Raw genomic sequence first — 20,023 nt, forward strand, 5'->3', positions numbered from 1 at the left:
ATACGAATAGATAGGTAGGAGGAAACATGAAAGCAGAAATCATTGCTGTTGGAACAGAGATTTTGACTGGACAGATTGTCAATACTAATGCTCAGTTTTTGTCGGAAAAACTGGCAGAGATTGGAGTAGACGTATATTTTCAGACGGCTGTAGGAGACAATGAAACTCGTCTCTTATCCCTGCTTGAGATTGCCAGTCAACGTAGTAATCTGGTGATTTTGACAGGTGGTTTGGGGCCAACTGAGGACGATTTGACTAAACAAACCCTAGCTAAATTCTTAGGGAAAAAATTAGTCTTTGATTCTCAGACTCAGGATAAGTTGGATGTCTTTTTTGCCCAGAGACCAGACTATGCCCGAACACCGAATAACGAAAGACAAGCTCAGATTGTAGAAGGAGCGACTCCACTGCCAAACGAAACAGGGCTGGCTGTGGGAGGAATGTTGGAAGTCAATGGAGTGACCTACGTCGTCCTTCCAGGTCCACCAAGTGAATTGAAACCTATGGTCTTAAACCAACTTCTACCTAAGTTGATGACAGGGAGCAAGCTGTATTCCCGAGTTCTTCGTTTCTTTGGAATTGGCGAAAGTCAGCTGGTGACGATTTTGGCTGATTTGATTGAGAATCAAACAGATCCGACCTTGGCGCCTTATGCAAAGACAGGAGAGGTAACACTGCGCTTGTCAACAAAAGCTAGCAGTCAAGAAGAGGCTAATCGAGTGCTGAATATCTTGGAGAATCAAATCTTGAATCGCCAGACTTTTGAAGGCCTTTCTTTACGAGAGCTTTGTTATGGGTATGGGGAAGAAACTAGTTTAGCCAGCATTGTGGTAGAAGAACTGAAAAGGCAAGGGAAAACTATCACAGCTGCAGAAAGCTTGACGGCAGGTCTTTTCCAAGCTACCGTGGCGGATTTTTCTGGAGCTTCAAGTATATTTAAGGGTGGTTTTGTGACCTATAGCTTGGAGGAAAAATCAAAGATGTTGGATATTCCTGTCAAGGATTTGGAAGAACATGGTGTAGTGTCTGAATTTACAGCTCAAAAGATGGCTGAGCAGGCACGAAGCAAGACCCAGTCTGATTTTGGCCTTAGTTTGACTGGAGTGGCAGGACCAGATAGCCTAGAAGGGCACCCAGCTGGGACAGTCTTCATAGGCTTGGCTCAAGAGCATGGAACTGAGGTCATCAAGGTCAATATTGGAGGCAGAAGTCGAGCGGATGTACGTCACATTGCGGTTATGCATGCCTTTAACCTAGTTCGCAAGGCTTTATTAAGTGACTAACTTTTGATATAATAGTAGATAGGTCTGAGGACCATTAGAATGTAGGAGAATAGAATGGCGAAAAAACCAAAAAAATTAGATGAAATTTCAAAAAAATTCGGGGCAGAACGTGAAAAAGCCTTGAATGATGCTCTTAAATTGATTGAGAAAGACTTTGGTAAAGGATCAATCATGCGTTTGGGTGAACGTGCCGAGCAAAAGGTGCAAGTGATGAGTTCAGGTTCTTTGGCCCTTGACATTGCCCTTGGTTCAGGTGGTTATCCTAAGGGGCGTATCATCGAAATCTATGGGCCAGAGTCATCTGGTAAGACAACGGTTGCCCTTCATGCAGTTGCGCAAGCGCAAAAAGAAGGTGGTATTGCAGCCTTTATCGATGCGGAGCATGCCCTCGATCCAGCTTATGCTGCGGCTCTTGGTGTCAACATTGACGAATTGCTCTTGTCTCAACCAGACTCAGGAGAGCAAGGTCTTGAGATTGCAGGAAAATTGATTGACTCAGGTGCTGTAGACCTTGTCGTGGTCGACTCAGTTGCGGCCCTTGTACCTCGTGCGGAAATTGATGGAGATATCGGTGATAGCCACGTTGGTTTGCAGGCTCGTATGATGAGCCAGGCCATGCGTAAGCTCGGTGCTTCTATCAATAAAACAAAAACTATTGCCATCTTTATCAACCAATTGCGTGAAAAGGTTGGGGTCATGTTTGGAAATCCAGAAACAACTCCTGGTGGACGTGCTCTGAAATTCTACGCATCAGTCCGTTTGGATGTTCGTGGAAGTACACAAATCAAGGGAACTGGTGACCAAAAAGATACCAATGTCGGTAAGGAAACTAAAATCAAGGTCGTGAAAAACAAGGTGGCTCCACCATTTAAGGAAGCTTTCGTTGAAATCATGTACGGAGAAGGGATTTCTAAGACTGGTGAGCTTTTGAAAATCGCAAGCGATTTGGATATCATCAAAAAAGCAGGAGCTTGGTACTCTTACAAGGATGAGAAAATCGGGCAAGGTTCTGAAAATGCTAAGAAATACTTGGCAGATCACCCAGAAATCTTTGATGAAATTGACCATCAAGTCCGTGTTCAATTTGGTTTGGTTGATGGAGAAGAAGCTTCTGTAGAAGGTGTTGAAACTAAAAAAGATGAAGCAGTTCAAGCAGACTCTGTGAATGAAGAAGTCACACTTGATCTAGGCGATGAACTTGAAATCGAAATTGAAGAATAAGCTGTCAAAGTAGTGGAGAACATCCGCTACTTTTTTGTTGCCTTGTTCTGGTTTTTAGCTCACGCATAGTTTGCTGTTTCTTGTCGCTCCTCTAGAAAGCTGATATAATAGCCTTATGAATAAAAAACGAACAGTAGACTTGATTCATGGTCCAATTCTTCCCTCGCTCTTAAGCTTCGCCTTTCCAATCCTGCTGTCCAATATTTTTCAACAACTCTATAACACTGCTGATGTCTTGATTGTTGGGCGTTTTCTTGGTCAAGAATCCTTGGCGGCAGTAGGGGCTACAACGGCCATTTTTGACCTGATTGTAGGTTTTACTCTTGGTGTTGGCAATGGGATGGGGATTGTCATTGCTCGCTATTATGGGGCTCGGAATTTCACTAAAATTAAAGAAGCGGTAGCAGCTACCTGGATTTTAGGCGCTCTTTTGAGTATTGTGGTTATGTTGCTGGGATTTCTTGGTTTGTATCCTCTTTTACAGTACCTAGATACCCCTGCTGAAATCCTCCCTCAATCCTATCAATATATTTCTATGATTGTGACCTGTGTTGGTGTCAGCTTTGCTTATAATCTTTTTGCAGGCTTGTTGCGGTCTATTGGGGACAGTCTGGCTGCGCTTGGTTTTTTGATTTTCTCTGCTCTTGTCAATGTGGTTCTGGATCTCTATTTTATTACGCAACTGCAACTGGGAGTTCAATCTGCGGGACTTGCTACCATCATTTCGCAAGGCTTATCAGCGGTTCTTTGCTTTTATTATATCCGCAAGAGTGTGCCAGAACTTTTGCCTCAACTCAAGCATTTCAAATGGGATAAGGCCTTGTACGCGGATCTCTTGGAGCAAGGTTTGGCTATGGGTTTGATGAGTTCAATTGTGTCCATCGGCAGTGTGATTTTACAGTCTTCAGTTAATACCTTTGGTGCAGTAATTATTAGCGCCCAGACGGCGGCTCGACGCATTATGGCCTTCGCCCTTCTTCCTATGACCGCTATTTCTGCATCAATGACGACCTTTGCTTCTCAGAATCTAGGAGCTAAGCGCCCAGACCGGATTGTTCAAGGACTTCGAATCGGCAGTCGTTTAAGTATATCCTGGGCAGTTTTTGTTTGTGTCTTTCTCTTTTTTGCCAGTCCTGCCTTGGTTTCCTTCTTGGCTAGTTCGACGGATAGCTACTTGGTAGAAAATGGAAGTCTCTATCTGCAAATCAGCTCAGCCTTTTATACAATTTTGAGCCTCTTGTTGATTTATCGCAATTGTTTGCAGGGCTTGGGGCAAAAAATCCTTCCTCTGGTTTCTAGCTTTATCGAACTAATCGGGAAAATCACTTTTGTGGTCTTGATTATCCCTTGGGCAGGCTATAAGGGTGTTATCCTTTGTGAACCCCTTATCTGGGTTGCCATGACCATTCAGCTGTACTTCTCACTGTTCCGTCACCCCTTGATAAAAGAAGGCAAGGAAATCTTGGCAACAAAAGTACCATCCTAGCTTGATTTGCTAAATAAAATCCATTTCCTCTAGTGAAAATCGAAAAAACTTGTGTTATAATAAGAAAGATTAAAATGTGAAAAAAGGAGATTCCTAATGGGACGTAAATGGGCCAATATCGTAGCCAAGAAAACGGCTAAAGATGGAGCTAACTCTAAAGTATATGCAAAATTTGGTGTAGAAATCTATGTAGCAGCTAAAAAAGGTGATCCAGACCCAGAATCGAACACTGCTTTGAAATTCGTTATCGACCGTGCTAAACAAGCCCAAGTGCCAAAACACGTTATCGATAAAGCGATTGATAAAGCAAAAGGAAACACAGATGAAACCTTTACAGAAGGACGTTACGAAGGTTTTGGACCAAATGGTTCTATGCTGATTGTTGATACTTTAACTTCAAACGTTAACCGTACAGCGGCTAATGTCCGTGCAGCTTTTGGTAAAAATGGCGGAAACATGGGTGCCTCAGGTTCGGTTTCATACCTATTTGACAACAAGGGTGTTATCGTATTTGCTGGTGAAGATGCGGACGCAGTCTTTGAGCAATTGCTAGAAGCAGATGTGGATGTGGACGATGTAGAAGCAGAAGAAGGTACAATCACAGTTTACACAACTCCAACTGACCTTCATAAGGCTATCGTTGCTTTGCGTGAATCAGGTATCCAAGAATTCCAAGTGACTGAATTGGAAATGATTCCTCAGTCAGAAGTGGAATTGTCAGGCGATGACCTTGAAACTTTTGAAAAACTTTACAGCGTTCTTGAAGACGACGAAGACGTACAAAAGATCTACACAAACGTAGACGGATTCTAATAGAAAAACGAACAGTTTTACTAGCTGTTCGTTTTTTTGATATTTGAACTTAGACTCAGGTTTCAGAATCGTTTTGTTGCTTGCTTTTTTCTAGACCTAGACCGACTGCATGTTTTTGGACGAGCAAGAGTTCTCCATTGTCCTGTTTTGCAAAAGTTAAGGTAACAGTCTTAATCTTGTCTCCAATAGAGATATAGGAGATTTTTTTCGTATCGTAACCCCCAAGAGTGAAGTCAAACTCGGAATCTGGCTTTCCGTGTTTGTTGATAATATCCTCGTAGTTGGTACCACCTTTTCCTTTGTTTTCAAGGTCACCTTCGATTAAGACGTCGAACTGTTCTTGGGTCCAGGCGAAGGTATCGTCTGTCAAGCCGCTTTTTTCTTCGCGTTCCATTGATGCACTCGTATCTCTGTAGGAACGGTTAAACTCCTTGGCATACTCTTTGTAGACATCAGCGTATAGTGCCTGACTCGTAAAGAAAAGTACAACAGAGGCAACTGCCAGGGATGTTCCGATAATAGCCATTGTTTTCCGTTTTTTGAGGTTGACGATAAGGCCGATAATCCCCAAGATAAATGCGACGATGGCGATGAACAACGATAGATAGTTAATAAACGGGATCCAGGATCCTAAAAGTCCGATGGCTCCAAAAATGGTTGCTAAGATTCCTAAAACTCTTTGTTCTTCTGGTTTCATTTGGTTTCATTTGAAAGTTTTCTCTCCTCATTAAGTGAATGGATTTCTACCCACAGTAGTGAGTGCTTATTATATAAAAAATATTGCCTAATGTCAATTTAAACTAAGATAGTTCTCTTGGAAACTTTTTTCTTGACATCTTTTCTGAAAATGATAAAATAGTTCTCATGAAAACTTATTTAGTTCCCAGGAGAACTAAATGCAATGGTTAGAAAGGAGTTAGTATGGATAAACCGATGTTAGTCTTTAAGCGTTTTGGTCATCAAATTCACCTGATGGTGCAAAAGGAAGCCAAACGTTGTGGTATTGAATTTATGGGTGGACCTCAAGGTCAGGTTATGCGTTTTTTAGATAATCGTGAGAAAAACCAAGACTTGGTCTTGATTAAAGATATCGAGCAGGAACTCAATATTACCAAGTCTGTGGCGAGTAACCTGGTCAAGCGTATGGTGCAAAATGATTTGGTGGAATTGGAGGCGAGTCCTGTCGATAAGCGGGCTAAGTTTGTTCGTCTGACGGACAAATCGCGCTCTCAAATGCAGCAGGTTAAGGCCTTCTTTGAGCGCATTGACAAGCAGTTGATAGAAGACGTAGATGAAGATGAATTACTGATCTTTGAGAAAGTCCTCAGTCAACTACAGGAAAATATCAAGGGAATAGGAGGAGATAATGAAGAAATTAGCAAAACGAATTAGTGGAAAAGAATGGGGGATTGTTTTACTAGCCATTCTCTTTACCTGCTTTCAAGTTTATCTAGAGTTGGAAGTGCCGACCTATATCTCGAAAATTACGGATTTACTAGGAACTCAGGGTAGCAACTTAGATGAGTTATGGCAGCCAGCAAGCATGATGGTGGGAATGTCCTTTCTGGCCTTCTTGTCCGCAGTTGCAGTTGGATTTTTTGCGTCTAGAGTGGCTGCTTCTTATACTAGTAGGCTAAGAAGTGATATTTTTAACCGAGTTTTAGACTACTCGCAGACAGAGATTAAGAAATTCTCTATCCCTAGTCTCTTAACTCGTACCACCAATGATATTACTCAGGTTCAGATGTTGATTACCATGGGCTTGCAAGTGGTTACGCGTGGTCCGATTATGGCTATCTGGGCCATCGGGAAGATTTTAGGCCATTCAGAATACTGGCTCTGGGCCGTTCTTGTGGCAGTGATTGTCAACGTTTTGATGACGATCGTTTTGGTGACGCTAGCCTTTCCAAAACAGTCCTTGATTCAGGGGCTGACAGATAAACTGAACAGTATCACTCGTGAAAGTTTAACAGGTATTCGTGTCGTTCGCGCCTACAATGCAGAGGATTACCAAAATGAAAAATTTGCTGCAGCAAATGATGAGCTGACACGCTTGAATTTGTTTGTTAACCGTCTTATGGCCATTTTAAATCCTATCATGATGGGGATTTCAAGTGGTTTGAGTGTGGCGATTTACTGGATTGGGGCTTATGTAATCAACGATGCTACTCCGACGGCGCGTCTGCCTCTCTTTAGTGATATGGTTGTTTTCATGTCTTATGCCATGCAGGTTGTTATGGGCTTCCTTCTCATGGGGGCGCTCTTCATCGTTCTTCCTCGAACCATGGTTTCTGCTAAGCGGATTAATCAAGTTCTAGATTTGCATTCCTCTATCCAAAATCCTGCTCAAGTGCAACAGGCTGATGAAAACTTCAAAGGTCAGGTCGAGTTTAAGGATGTGACCTTCCGCTATGCGGCAAATTCGGAGGCGGTTATTGAGAATGTTAGCTTCAAGGCAGAAGCTGGTCAAACAGTGGCCTTTATAGGGTCAACGGGTTCTGGTAAATCAACTCTAGTCAATCTGATTCCACGTTTCTACGATGTATCAGCAGGAGAAATTCTGGTGGATGGTGTCAATGTTCAAGACTATGACTTGGAAGACTTGCGCAACAAGGTTGGCTATATCCCTCAAAAAGCGGTTCTCTTTTCAGGTGATGTCAAGGGCAATCTAGACTTTGGACACAGTCAAGAAACACCGCTTAGTGAGCAGGCTATGTGGCAAGCCTTGGAATTGGCCCAGTCTAAGAACTTTATCGAAGACAAGGAAGCTGGCTTGGCGTCAGAAGTGGCCCAAGGAGGAACCAACTTCTCAGGCGGCCAAAGACAGCGTCTAGCAATTGCGCGTGCCTTAGCTCGGAAGCCAGAAATCCTCATCTTTGATGACTCCTTCTCAGCTTTGGACTACAAGACAGACCGTGTCCTACGCCAAGAGCTAGCAGAGAAAACCAAGTCTATGACCAAGCTTATCGTCGCACAGCGTATTTCAACGATTATGGATGCTGATTTGATTTTGGTCTTGGATCAAGGTAAAGTCGTGGGACAAGGCACCCACAAGGAACTTCTAGCTACCAACGAAGTTTACCAAGAAATTGCCTATTCACAACTATCGAAGGAGGAATTGGAACATGGAAAATAAAAAAATGTCTCTTTGGAAACAAAGTAAACCCTATCTTGCAGGTCTCCAGTTTGCCCTTCTGATAGCCTTTCTAGCAACAATCGTATCCAATATCATTACTGTTTATGGCCCAACCCGCATCAAGGAAATGACTAATATCATTGCCAGTGGTCTGGAAACAAGTGTGGATGTCGCTGCGGTTGCAGCTATTGGTAGTTTTTTAGCCGTCATCTATGTGATTGGACTTTTATCAAATTATTTGCAGGCCTTTCTGTTTACATCAGCCATTCAACGTTTTTCAGAGCGTTTGAGAACAGCTATTGCAGATAAAATCAATCGCCTACCATTGAGATATTTTGATGGACACTCTCAAGGGGATACCTTGTCTCGTGTAACCAATGATGTTGACACTGCAGCTCAGTCCCTCAATCAAAGTCTAGGAACAGTTCTTTCATCTAGTTTACTGGTCATGGCGGTCTTAGTAACCATGTTTGGCATGAACTGGATTTTAGCTTTGGTGACGGTTGTTTCAACTCTCATTGGTTTTGCTTTCGTGTCTGTCTTTATGGGCAAATCACAGGGATTCTTTAAGAGTCAGCAACAGGATTTGGCAGCTGTCAATGGCTATGTGGAAGAAATGTACTCTGGCCATAATGTTGTGACCAGTTACAATGCCATCGAGAGTACAAAAGAAGAGTTTGCGAAATTAAACAATCGTCTGTATGATAGTATCTGGAAATCTCAATTTATTTCAGGGATTATGATGCCGATTATGATGTTTATTGGGAACTTTAGCTATGCCTTGGTGATTATCGTTGGTGCAGCCTTGGCTCTGAATGGGCAGATTAGTATCGGGATTATCGTTGCCTTTATGGCCTACGTTCGTATCTTTTCTCAGCCCCTTTCCCAAATTGCTCAAGGGATTACTAGTCTTCAGCAAGCTAGCGCAGCCATGGGGCGTGTCTTCGAATTCTTAGGTGAAGAGGAAATGGAAGATGAATCCCATAAAGAAAGACAATTAACCGCTATGAAAGGTCAAGTGGTCTTTGATCGAGTTTCCTTTGGTTACACACCAGAGCGAACGATTATCCATGACTTTTCTGCGATTGCTCATGCAGGTCAAAAGGTTGCCATTGTCGGACCGACTGGGGCTGGTAAGACAACCATTGTCAATCTTTTGATGAAGTTCTATGAGATTGATAAGGGAAGTATCCGCATCGATGGCGTGGATACCAAGACTATGAAGCGTTCGGAAGTACACGATGCCTTTTCAATGGTCTTGCAGGACACCTGGCTCTTTGAAGGCACTATCCGAGACAATCTTATCTATAACCAAAAGGATATTAGTGATGAGCGCGTGATTGAAGCCAGCAAGGCTGTAGGGATTCACCACTTTATAATGACCCTACCAGATGGTTACGATACCGTCTTGGATGATACAGTGACCTTGTCTGTCGGACAAAAACAACTCTTGACCATCGCTCGTGCTTTGTTGAAAGATGCGCCACTCCTAATCCTAGATGAGGCGACCTCTTCGGTTGATACACGGACGGAGGAATTGATTCAGAAAGCCATGGACCGTTTGATGGAAGGTAGAACTTCCTTTGTCATCGCCCACCGCTTGTCAACCATCCGCAATGCTGACCTGATTCTTGTTATGAAGGATGGCAATATCATCGAGCAAGGAAATCATGAGGAGCTAATGGCGCAAGCAGGCTTCTACGCTGACCTCTACAACAGTCAGTTTACAGAAGATGAAGCAGAAGAATAAACCAAAAGAAGGCTTGACGGCCTTCTTTTTCTGCACTATACTAGAAGACAAGTGCTTCCCTATAAGCAAAATTTGAGTAAGTGATGAGAAAATATATGAAAAATTATCAAGAATGGTATGACCATATTGCTACTAACATTAAAAATAAGCCCATTCTTCTGAAGTTGTTAAGAACTTTCAATCGGTTTATGACAGTAGTTATGCCTATAGTTTATCTGACCTTGTTAGCCACTACCTATTTCCAAGAAGGCTTAGGGGAACAGGTCTTGATCTATGTGTTTATCCCTGCGTCAGGTTTTGTGATTTTATCCCTTCTTCGTAAGAAAATCAATGCTCCTAGGCCTTATGAGGAATGGACTATTAAACCCTTGCTTGACAGAGATAGTCCTGGTCAGTCTATGCCCAGTCGACATGTCTTTTCAGCAACCATTATTTCCATGGCTTGCTTTCATGCTAGTTTATCTCTAGGGGTTATCTTGTTGGTCTTTTCAGCTTTTCTCGGTGCAGTGAGAGTCTTAGGGGGTGTACACTACCCCAAGGATGTAGTGGTTGGTTATATTTGTGGTCTTGCGTGGGGTGTGATTTTCTTTCTATTTTGACCTGTATGTTAAGCTGATCCTAGAACCACTTACGGGTCTAAAGCAACCACTTGCTTTTTTGCTCTTGTTTTCTTATTTTGGCTTTGATATAGTAGAGTCAGAAAGGAGATGGAATGAAGTTACGAATCGAAATTGACAGCAATTTAGAGGAAACTGAAATTATCATCAAGGCAGCGGCTTTGACAGATGAGATTGCGGATTTACAGCGGCTCTTGCAAGAATCCAAGTCTCCTAGGTTGATTTTTTACAAGGGGACGGGTGAATATTATCTGGACTTGTCGGAAATTCTCTTCTTTGAGACGGAAGGTAGCAAGATTTATGCCCATACCCAGAAAGATGCCTACGAGGTTCGGCTTAAACTCTATGAGTTAGAGGCTATCCTTCCTCGCTATTTCAGTCGAGTATCCAAGTCAACGATCGCAAATATCCGTCAGATTTATTCGGTGGACAAGTCCTTTTCAGGAACGGGCACCATTTCCTTTTATCAAACCCACAAGGAGGTTCATGTCTCACGACATTACCAATCCCTCCTAAAAGAAAATCTAAGAAACATGAGGTAATAAGATGAAAAAGAAAGCATTTGGTATTGTGTTGCTTGTTTTGGCGGCTTTAGTATTATTGCAGGGGAATTTTGGAATCCCTTCTCTTGGAGGGCAAATTTGGCCCTTGATTGGTATTGCTTTTTTTGCCTACCAATCAGTTGGAGCTTTGTTGCGTCGCCACTTAACTTCAGCCTCTTTTACAGCTTTAGTAGCCTTACTAATTGCCAACCACTTTTATGATATTTTACCGATTCCAAATCAGTCATTGTTCTGGGCTAGTATTTTAATCGTAATGGGTGTCAGCGCACTCACTCATTCTAACAGAACTTGGAATGGGAAAAAATGGTGGTATGATGGTGAAAAAACCATTTTTATAGACAAGGAAGTCGCTTTTGGGACGGGGACTTTCTACAAGCAAAACCAAGAATTGGTAGAAGACCAAGTAGAAGTTGGTTTTGGCAATGCCAAGATATATTATGACAATGCAGAAATTTTAGGAGATAGCGCAACCCTGAAAGTGGAAGTTGGTTTTGGCAATGCAGTTATCTATGTTCCCCAACATTGGAGAGTTGATTTGAAGGTGGAAACTTTCTGTGGTGTAGCCAAGGCAGATACTTCTCTAGCTCCAACCAGTAAAACCTTGATTATCCGTGGAGATGTGGCTTTTGGGAAGTTGGGTGTGGTCTACGTTAAATAAAAAAATAAATCTTCCAATTCCCTTGCAAAAAAAGAGAAAGTGTGATAACATAGTACGGTATGTGGTGCTAGCACATCCGCTATATTAGATCTAATAGGAGGAAAACACAATGGCTAAAGTATGTTACTTTACAGGTCGTAAGACTGTATCAGGAAACAACCGTTCACACGCGATGAACCAAACAAAACGTGCCGTAAAACCAAACCTTCAAAAAGTTACTGTTCTTATCGATGGTAAACCTAAAAAAGTTTGGGCTTCAGCTCGTGCTTTGAAATCAGGTAAAGTTGAACGCGTTTAATAATAAAAGCAAAGGAGACCTTAGGGTCTTTTTTCTTTTATTGTGGGTATAAAATCATTTGAAAAACGGAGTAAATATCCGCTGATACAGTATTCTGCTTTTACACTTGGGCTGAAATATGATAAAATAGAGTATCAACTAGTTGAGGTAAAAAGGATGACTGTAAAAATTAATACAAAAGATGGTCAAATCGAACTAACAGATGAAGTGATTGCAACCGTCGTAGGTGGAGCAGCAACTGAAATTTTTGGTGTGGTCGGTATGGCTAGTAAAAATGCCCTCAAAGATAATTTCCAAGCCCTTCTAGGTAAGGAAAATTATTCCAAAGGTGTCGTCGTAAAGGCGGCCGAAGATGGCAGTATTGCAGTTGATGTATATACCGTGTTGAGCTACGGAACAAAGATTAGCGAAGTGTCAAAAAACATTCAAGAGCGTGTTCGTTTTAGTTTGGAAAACCAACTTGGAATTACTGCTCAGACTGTAAATGTCTACATTCAAAATATCAAAGTTGTAGGAGAATAACCGTGTCAAAAATTACTACTAGCTTATTTCAAGAAATGGTGCAAGCTGCATCAACTCGCTTGAATAAGCAAGCTGAATATGTCAATTCATTAAACGTCTTCCCCGTTCCAGATGGAGATACCGGGACAAATATGGGAATGACCATTGAAAATGGAGCTAAGGAAGTTGCAGACAAGCCAGCTTCTACAGTTGGAGAGGTAGCAAGCATTCTTGCCAAAGGGCTTTTGATGGGTGCGCGTGGGAACTCAGGAGTTATTACATCTCAGCTTTTCCGCGGATTTTCACAAGCCATCAAGGATAAAGACGAGTTAACAGGTCAAGACTTGGCCCTTGCCTTCCAATCAGGTGTGGAAGTTGCCTATAAGGCCGTGATGAAACCAGTTGAAGGAACGATTTTGACAGTTTCTCGTGGAGCTGCTATCGGTGCTAAGAAAAAAGCTGAGCAAACAGATGACGCTGTTGAAGTCATGCGCGCAGCCTTGGAAGGCGCTAAAACAGCTCTAGCTAAAACACCAGACATGCTTCCAGTATTGAAAGAAGTTGGCGTTGTGGATTCAGGTGGTCAAGGACTGGTCTTCATCTATGAAGGTTTCCTTTCAGCCCTTACTGGTGAATATATTGCATCTGAGGACTTTGTAGCCACTCCAGCCAATATGAGTGAAATGATCAATGCAGAGCACCACAAGTCTGTGGCTGGTCATGTGGCGACTGAGGACATCACCTTTGGTTACTGTACTGAAATCATGGTAGCCCTTAAGCAAGGTCCAACCTATGCCAAAGATTTTGACTACGACGAATTCCGTAACTACTTGAATGAACTCGGGGATTCTCTCCTCGTTGTCAATGATGATGAAATCGTCAAAGTCCATGTCCATACAGAAGATCCAGGACTTGTCATGCAAGAAGGTCTCAAATATGGTAGCTTGGTCAAGGTAAAAGTTGACAATATGCGTAACCAACACGAAGCACAGGTTGAGAAAGAAGCTGCTCAAGTTAGCAAGCCAGCTGAAGAAAAAGAGTATGCTTTGATTGCTGTGGTGGCTGGTAAAGGGCTAGCAGATATCTTCCGTTCTCAAGGTGTGGATTATGTTATCGAAGGCGGTCAAACCATGAACCCTTCAACAGAAGACTTTATCAAGGCTGTTGAACAGGTCAATGCCCGTAACATCATCTTCCTGCCAAATAACAAGAATATCTTCATGGCAGCTCAATCTGCAACAGAAGTTTTGGAGCAACCAGCAGTAGTGGTGGAAGCTCGTACTCTTCCTCAAGGATTGACTAGTCTTCTTGCTTTTGATCCAAGCAAGTCCATTGAAGAAAACCAAGAGCGTATGACAGCTGCTCTTAGCGATGTCGTTAGCGGAAGCGTCACAACAGCTGTGCGTGATACAACGATTGATGGCTTAGAAATCCATGAAAACGATAATCTTGGTATGGTCGATGGGAAAATTCTCGTGTCAAACCCTGACATGCACCAAACCTTGACTGAAACATTGAAACATATGTTGGATGAAGATAGTGAAATCGTAACATTCTATGTCGGTGAGGATGGAAACGAAGAACTTGCTAATGAAATTGCCCAAGAAATCGCAGAAGAATTCGAAGACGTTGAAGTCGAGATTCACCAAGGTCAACAACCTGTTTACCCATATCTATTTAGTGTGGAATAAGATTAATGAAGGACTGAGAAATCAGTTCTTTTTTCTTTTTCAGTAAATGAAATCGGTATCTTTTTAATAAAAACAAAAATAACATTCATAAATAAACGTTAAAATAGAAAATTCAGAAAATTTCTTCTTTTGTCTTGAAAAATTTTGAAAAAGTGGTATGATAGTAACAAGTTATTTTTAAGAGAAGAGAAAGGGGAACAATGGAGAAAATCAGTTTAGAATCTCCTAAGACGGGGTCGGACCTAGTTTTGGAAACACTTCGTGATTTAGGAATTGATACCATCTTTGGTTATCCTGGTGGTGCGGTCTTGCCTTTTTATGATGCGATATATAATTTTAAAGGCATTCGCCACATTCTAGGGCGCCATGAGCAAGGTTGTTTGCATGAAGCTGAAGGTTATGCCAAATCAACTGGAAAGTTGGGTGTTGCTGTCGTCACTAGTGGACCAGGAGCAACAAATGCCATTACAGGGATTGCGGATGCCATGAGCGATAGCGTTCCCCTTTTGGTCTTTACAGGACAGGTTGCGCGAGCAGGGATTGGGAAAGATGCCTTTCAGGAGGCAGACATCGTGGGAATTACCATGCCAATCACTAAGTACAATTACCAAGTTCGTGAGACAGCTGATATCCCTCGAATCATTACGGAAGCTGTCCATATCGCAACTACAGGACGTCCAGGGCCAGTTGTCATTGACCTACCTAAAGACGTATCTGCTTTAGAAACGGACTTCATCTATTCACCAGAAGTGAACCTACCAAGTTATCAGCCAACTCTTGAGCCAAATGATATGCAAATCAAGAAAATTTTGAAGCAATTATCCAAGGCTAAAAAGCCAGTCTTGCTAGCTGGTGGTGGAATTAGTTATGCTGAAGCAGCTGCAGAATTAAATGAATTTGCAGAACGCTATCAAATTCCGGTGGTAACCAGTCTTTTGGGACAAGGAACGATTGCAACGAGTCATCCACTCTTCCTTGGAATGGGAGGCATGCACGGGTCATTCGCAGCTAATATTGCCATGACGGAAGCGGACTTTATGATTAGTATTGGTTGTCGTTTCGATGACCGTTTGACGGGGAATCCTAAGACCTTCGCTAAGAATGCTAAGGTTGCCCACATTGATATTGACCCAGCCGAGATTGGCAAGATTATCAGTGCAGATATTCCTGTAGTTGGAGATGCTAAGAAAGCTTTGCAAATGTTGCTGGCCGAACCAACAGTTCATAACAATACTGAGAAATGGATTGAAAAAGTCACTAAAGACAAGAACCGTGTTCGTTCTTATGACAAGAAAGAGCGTGTGGTTCAACCGCAAGCCGTTATTGAACGAATTGGTGAATTGACGAATGGAGATGCCATTGTGGTAACAGACGTTGGTCAACACCAAATGTGGACAGCTCAGTATTATCCCTACCAAAATGAACGTCAGTTAGTGACTTCAGGTGGTTTGGGAACGATGGGATTTGGAATTCCAGCAGCAATCGGGGCTAAAATTGCTAACCCAGATAAGGAAGTAGTCTTGTTTGTTGGGGATGGTGGTTTCCAAATGACTAACCAGGAATTGGCTATTTTGAACATTTACAAGGTGCCAATCAAGGTGGTTATGCTGAACAACCACTCACTTGGAATGGTTCGCCAGTGGCAGGAATCCTTCTATGAAGGTAGAACATCAGAGTCAGTCTTTGATACCCTTCCAGATTTCCAATTGATGGCACAAGCTTACGGTATTAAAAACTATAAGTTTGATAATCCTGAGACCTTGGATCAAGACCTTGAAGTCATCACTGAGGATGTTCCTATGCTAATCGAGGTAGATATTTCTCGTAAGGAGCAGGTGTTGCCAATGGTGCCAGCTGGTAAGAGTAATCATGAGATGTTGGGGGTGAAGTTCCATGCGTAGAATGTTAACAGCAAAACTACAAAATCGTTCAGGAGTCCTCAATCGCTTTACCGGTGTCCTGTCTCGCCGTCAGGTTAATATCGAAAGCATTTCTGTTGGAGCAACAGAAGATCCGAATGTATCACGTATCACCATTATTATTGATGTTGCTTCACATGATGAGGTGGAGCAAATCATTAAGCAACTTAATCGTCAGATTGATGTGATTCGCATTCGAGATATTACAGACAAGCCTCATTTGGAGCGCGAGGTAATTTTGGTTAAGATGTCAGCGCCAGCCGAGAAGCGCGCTGAGATTCTAGCGATTATTCAACCTTTCCGTGCAACGGTGGTAGATGTAGCGCCAAGCTCGATTACTATTCAGATGACAGGAAATGCTGAAAAGAGTGAAGCTCTATTGCGAGTCATTCGACCATACGGTATTCGTAATATTGCTCGAACTGGTGCAACTGGATTTACCCGCGATTAATACTCTTCGAAAATCAAATTCAAATCACGTCAGCTTTGCCTTGCCGTACTCAAGTACAGCCTGCGGCTAGCTTCCTAATTTGCTCTTTGATTTTCATTGAGTATAAAAATATTTTAAATTTGTTAAACTAGCCTAACAGGCAATAAAAATAGAAAAGAGAGAAAAAACTATGGCAGTTCAAATGGAATACGAAAAAGATGTTAAAGTAGCAGCACTTGACGGTAAAAAAATCGCCGTTATCGGTTATGGTTCACAAGGACATGCGCATGCTCAAAACTTGCGTGATTCAGGTCGCGATGTCATCATCGGTGTACGTCCAGGTAAATCTTTTGATAAAGCAAAAGAAGATGGATTTGACACTTACACAGTAGCAGAAGCTACTAAATTGGCTGACGTTATCATGATTTTGGCACCAGACGAAATCCAACAAGAATTGTACGAAGCAGAAATCGCTCCAAACTTGGAAGCTGGAAATGCAGTTGGATTTGCTCATGGTTTCAACATTCACTTTGAATTTATCAAAGTTCCTGCAGATGTAGATGTCTTCATGTGTGCTCCTAAAGGACCAGGACACTTGGTACGTCGTACTTATGAAGAAGGATTTGGTGTTCCAGCTCTTTACGCAGTATACCAAGATGCAACAGGAAATGCGAAAAACATTGCCATGGACTGGTGTAAAGGTGTTGGGGCAGCTCGTGTAGGTCTTCTTGAAACAACTTATAAAGAAGAAACTGAAGAAGATTTGTTTGGTGAACAAGCTGTACTTTGTGGTGGTTTGACTGCCCTTATCGAAGCAGGTTTCGAAGTCTTGACAGAAGCAGGTTACGCTCCAGAATTGGCTTACTTTGAAGTTCTTCACGAAATGAAATTGATCGTTGATTTGATCTACGAAGGTGGATTCAAGAAAATGCGTCAATCTATTTCAAACACTGCTGAGTACGGTGACTATGTATCAGGTCCACGTGTAATTACTGAGCAAGTTAAAGAAAACATGAAAGCTGTCTTGGCTGATATCCAAAATGGTAAATTTGCAAATGACTTTGTAAATGACTATAAAGCTGGACGTCCAAAATTGACTGCTTACCGTGAACAAGCAGCTAACCTTGAAATTGAAAAAGTTGGTGCAGAATTGCGTAAAGCAATGCCATTCGTTGGTAAAAACGACGATGATGCATTTAAAATCTATAACTAATTGATAGAAATTAAGGTGAAGGCGAGTTGGGGGACTAACTCGCTTTTATAATCAATTCATATCTCTTTTTAAGAGGATGGATTGCGATAGTATGAAATAGTCTAGGAGAAAAAGATGTTAAGTTCAAAAGATATCATCAAGGCTCATAAGGTCTTGAATGGTGTGGTCGTCAATACACCGCTTGATTATGACCATTATTTATCGGAGAAGTATGGTGCTAAGATTTATTTGAAAAAGGAAAATGCCCAGCGTGTTCGTTCTTTTAAAATTCGTGGTGCCTATTATGCTATTTCTCAGCTCAGCAAGGAAGAGCGTGAACGTGGGGTAGTCTGCGCTTCTGCGGGAAATCATGCGCAGGGAGTAGCCTATACTTGTAATGAAATGAAAATTCCTGCTACTATTTTTATGCCCATTACTACTCCGCAACAAAAGATTGGTCAAGTTCGCTTTTTTGGTGGGGATTTCGTGACCATTAAACTAGTTGGAGATACCTTTGATGCCTCAGCCAAAGCAGCTCAAGAATTTACAGTCTCTGAAAATCGTACCTTTATTGATCCTTTTGATGATGCCCATGTTCAAGCTGGTCAAGGGACAGTTGCTTATGAGATTTTAGAAGAAGCTCGAAAAGAATCGATTGATTTTGATGCTGTCTTGGTTCCTGTTGGTGGTGGCGGTCTCATTGCTGGGGTTTCTACCTATATCAAGGAAACAAGTCCAGAGATTGAGGTTATCGGAGTAGAGGCGAATGGAGCGCGTTCCATGAAGGCGGCCTTTGAAGCTGGTGGTCCAGTCAAACTCAAAGAAATTGACAAATTTGCGGATGGGATTGCTGTACAAAAGGTAGGTCAATTGACCTATGAAGCAACTCGTCAACATGTTCAAACTTTGGTAGGTGTCGATGAGGGATTGATTTCTGAAACCTTGATTGACCTTTATTCTAAGCAAGGGATAGTCGCAGAGCCTGCTGGAGCAGCTAGTATCGCCTCTCTAGAGGTTTTAGCTGAATATATCAAGGGGAAAACCATTTGTTGTATCATTTCTGGAGGAAATAATGATATCAACCGTATGCCAGAAATGGAGGAGCGCGCCTTGATTTATGATGGGATCAAGCATTACTTTGTGGTTAATTTTCCACAGCGTCCAGGGGCCTTGCGTGAGTTTGTAAATGATATCTTGGGGCCAAATGATGATATCACACGTTTTGAGTATATTAAGCGAGCTAGCAAGGGGACAGGTCCAGTATTAATTGGGATTGCCTTGGCAGATAAGCATGATTATGCAGGATTGATTCGTCGAATGGAAGGTTTTGATCCAGCTTATATTAACTTAAATGGTAATGAAACGCTCTATAATATGCTTGTCTGAGGACTAATAAAAAAATATCATATTATTTGCACAACCGATGTATAGGTGTTATAATGAGGGTGAAGAAAGGGGGCGATTCCTATGGACTTAGGAAATCTATCGTGCTATTTCTACTACAACTCACTATAGCACCTATTATTTTTGATTCTGTTTATATTGAGGCGACAGAATTACTTACTATATATGAGGAAATTTTTTGAAATCCCCAATTGTATATATCCCTAATTTGAACTTTCACTAAATATAATAGGAATCAGAAAAAATAATCAATGTTTGTGAGATGGTTGCTAGGTGAGTCGGCTGAAAAAACTCGTGAGATAAACAATAGTGCTAGACATGAAACGGCAAGTGCTGCTGTTTTCAAATGACTAGCTGGGAAGCGGGTATGTAATCAGAAGGTGCAAGATTGGACAAAGTAAGTAGTACCGGTTGTAAAACGAATAAGATATAGATAAGGACAGGAAAGGAACCAAAGAAGGAGAAAGAAAAACGGAATGGTTTAGAGATAGTGTGGAGTGAAAGACTATCTTTAGTGGACTTGTTGATTTAAAAGGAATATATAGAATGAAATAGTAAATCCTGTCTATCCTATTAAGAAACTAGCATTTGGTTTGTATGAATATTTTTACGAATTTAAAGTTTAATAATGCAATTGTTTTTTAGGAGTATACTATTGGGTTATAGTAAGTAAAAACCTATATATTATCGGCTTTAAAAAGGAAGTAAGAAGATTCGAAATCATTTGTTTTATTGAATATATGTTTTTTTATTGACAAAAGACATAAAAACGTATAGAATAATATAACGTAAAGAAGAAAATAGGAGAAGAACATGGCTAAGTCAAACTTTGAAAAAGTAGAATCAGTTGTTGGCTGGGTTCGTGATAAGAAAATCACAGGCTACCGTATCTCTAAAGAAACGAATGCGCGTGAAATGTCTATCATTGCTCTAGCGCAGGGTCGTGCAAAAGTAAAAAATATTTCATTTGAAACAGCTCTAGGTTTAATTGATTTCTATGAAAAAAATCATGAAAAATTTGAAGATTAATCTTTGGATAATGGTGGATTCTTGAGTAGAGT

19 protein-coding genes are annotated in these 20,023 nt (G+C 41.6%); 18 read left to right on the forward strand and 1 reads right to left on the reverse strand.

Features of this window, described 5'->3' with window-relative positions; translation table 11 throughout:
* Positions 1-26: 26 nt before the first annotated feature.
* The 4 genes from ACAM22_RS01150 to ACAM22_RS01165 all read left to right on the forward strand — a co-directional run bounded on the left by ACAM22_RS01150 (position 27) and on the right by ACAM22_RS01165 (position 4,803).
* On the forward strand, positions 27-1,283 hold the full coding sequence (locus ACAM22_RS01150) for a competence/damage-inducible protein A (protein ID WP_261053476.1): 1,257 nt from the start codon (positions 27-29) through the stop codon (positions 1,281-1,283).
* A 54-nt stretch (positions 1,284-1,337) separates the two neighbouring features.
* On the forward strand, positions 1,338-2,504 hold the full coding sequence (gene recA / locus ACAM22_RS01155) for a recombinase RecA (protein ID WP_084890945.1): 1,167 nt from the start codon (positions 1,338-1,340) through the stop codon (positions 2,502-2,504).
* A 115-nt stretch (positions 2,505-2,619) separates the two neighbouring features.
* Positions 2,620-3,990, forward strand: coding sequence for an MATE family efflux transporter (locus ACAM22_RS01160; protein WP_261053479.1), 1,371 nt, complete (start codon positions 2,620-2,622; stop codon positions 3,988-3,990).
* Between the two features lie 96 nt (positions 3,991-4,086).
* Positions 4,087-4,803: a YebC/PmpR family DNA-binding transcriptional regulator gene (locus ACAM22_RS01165; protein WP_261053480.1), complete on the forward strand. Its 717-nt coding sequence runs from the start codon at positions 4,087-4,089 to the stop codon at positions 4,801-4,803.
* A 55-nt stretch (positions 4,804-4,858) separates the two neighbouring features.
* Here the strand turns inward: ACAM22_RS01165 and ACAM22_RS01170 are convergent, their stop codons facing one another.
* Entirely contained in the window at positions 4,859-5,500 is a 642-nt protein-coding gene (locus ACAM22_RS01170; RefSeq protein WP_369606822.1) for a DUF4190 domain-containing protein, read from the reverse strand.
* A 224-nt stretch (positions 5,501-5,724) separates the two neighbouring features.
* Between ACAM22_RS01170 and ACAM22_RS01175 the strand changes: the two genes are divergently transcribed.
* The 14 genes from ACAM22_RS01175 to ACAM22_RS01240 all read left to right on the forward strand — a co-directional run bounded on the left by ACAM22_RS01175 (position 5,725) and on the right by ACAM22_RS01240 (position 19,991).
* Positions 5,725-6,195 (forward strand): MarR family winged helix-turn-helix transcriptional regulator, encoded by a 471-nt coding sequence (locus ACAM22_RS01175; protein ID WP_369606823.1) that lies wholly within the window; start codon positions 5,725-5,727, stop codon positions 6,193-6,195.
* A complete protein-coding gene (locus ACAM22_RS01180; RefSeq protein WP_369606824.1) occupies positions 6,170-7,939 on the forward strand; it encodes an ABC transporter ATP-binding protein in 1,770 nt (589 codons plus the stop codon). Before ACAM22_RS01175 ends, ACAM22_RS01180 begins: the two co-directional genes overlap by 26 nt.
* Positions 7,929-9,689, forward strand: a complete 1,761-nt coding sequence (locus tag ACAM22_RS01185; protein WP_369606825.1) for an ABC transporter ATP-binding protein — start codon at positions 7,929-7,931, stop codon at positions 9,687-9,689. Before ACAM22_RS01180 ends, ACAM22_RS01185 begins: the two co-directional genes overlap by 11 nt.
* 95 nt (positions 9,690-9,784) lie before the next feature.
* Positions 9,785-10,288, forward strand: coding sequence for a phosphatase PAP2 family protein (locus ACAM22_RS01190; RefSeq protein ID WP_369606826.1), 504 nt, complete (start codon positions 9,785-9,787; stop codon positions 10,286-10,288).
* A gap of 113 nt (positions 10,289-10,401) precedes the next feature.
* Positions 10,402-10,848, forward strand: coding sequence for a LytTR family DNA-binding domain-containing protein (locus tag ACAM22_RS01195; RefSeq protein WP_172931855.1), 447 nt, complete (start codon positions 10,402-10,404; stop codon positions 10,846-10,848).
* A gap of 4 nt (positions 10,849-10,852) precedes the next feature.
* Positions 10,853-11,527: a hypothetical protein gene (locus ACAM22_RS01200; protein ID WP_369606827.1), complete on the forward strand. Its 675-nt coding sequence runs from the start codon at positions 10,853-10,855 to the stop codon at positions 11,525-11,527.
* Positions 11,528-11,636: 109 nt separating this feature from the next.
* Positions 11,637-11,825: a 50S ribosomal protein L28 gene (rpmB, locus tag ACAM22_RS01205; RefSeq protein WP_001140948.1), complete on the forward strand. Its 189-nt coding sequence runs from the start codon at positions 11,637-11,639 to the stop codon at positions 11,823-11,825.
* 156 nt (positions 11,826-11,981) lie between these two features.
* Positions 11,982-12,347 (forward strand): Asp23/Gls24 family envelope stress response protein, encoded by a 366-nt coding sequence (locus tag ACAM22_RS01210; protein ID WP_000216437.1) that lies wholly within the window; start codon positions 11,982-11,984, stop codon positions 12,345-12,347.
* A gap of 2 nt (positions 12,348-12,349) precedes the next feature.
* Complete coding sequence (locus ACAM22_RS01215; protein ID WP_369606828.1) at positions 12,350-14,017, forward strand: DAK2 domain-containing protein; 1,668 nt, start codon at positions 12,350-12,352, stop codon at positions 14,015-14,017.
* Between the two features lie 200 nt (positions 14,018-14,217).
* Complete coding sequence (locus ACAM22_RS01220; protein ID WP_000411736.1) at positions 14,218-15,918, forward strand: acetolactate synthase large subunit; 1,701 nt, start codon at positions 14,218-14,220, stop codon at positions 15,916-15,918.
* Positions 15,911-16,387, forward strand: a complete 477-nt coding sequence (gene ilvN / locus ACAM22_RS01225) for an acetolactate synthase small subunit (protein ID WP_001253803.1) — start codon at positions 15,911-15,913, stop codon at positions 16,385-16,387. The genes ACAM22_RS01220 and ilvN overlap by 8 nt, the downstream gene beginning before the upstream one ends.
* 169 nt (positions 16,388-16,556) lie before the next feature.
* Positions 16,557-17,579, forward strand: a complete 1,023-nt coding sequence (gene ilvC, locus ACAM22_RS01230) for a ketol-acid reductoisomerase (RefSeq protein WP_000290683.1) — start codon at positions 16,557-16,559, stop codon at positions 17,577-17,579.
* 114 nt (positions 17,580-17,693) lie between these two features.
* The gene (gene ilvA, locus ACAM22_RS01235; protein WP_000952975.1) at positions 17,694-18,944 is read left to right on the forward strand and encodes a threonine ammonia-lyase IlvA; all 1,251 of its coding nucleotides are present in this window, start codon (positions 17,694-17,696) and stop codon (positions 18,942-18,944) included.
* 831 nt (positions 18,945-19,775) lie between these two features.
* Positions 19,776-19,991: a hypothetical protein gene (locus ACAM22_RS01240; RefSeq protein ID WP_001130036.1), complete on the forward strand. Its 216-nt coding sequence runs from the start codon at positions 19,776-19,778 to the stop codon at positions 19,989-19,991.
* Positions 19,992-20,023 lie beyond the last annotated feature (32 nt).

This window comes from Streptococcus sp. SN-1 (genome assembly GCF_041154385.1).
GTDB classification, from domain to species: domain Bacteria; phylum Bacillota; class Bacilli; order Lactobacillales; family Streptococcaceae; genus Streptococcus; species Streptococcus mitis_CT.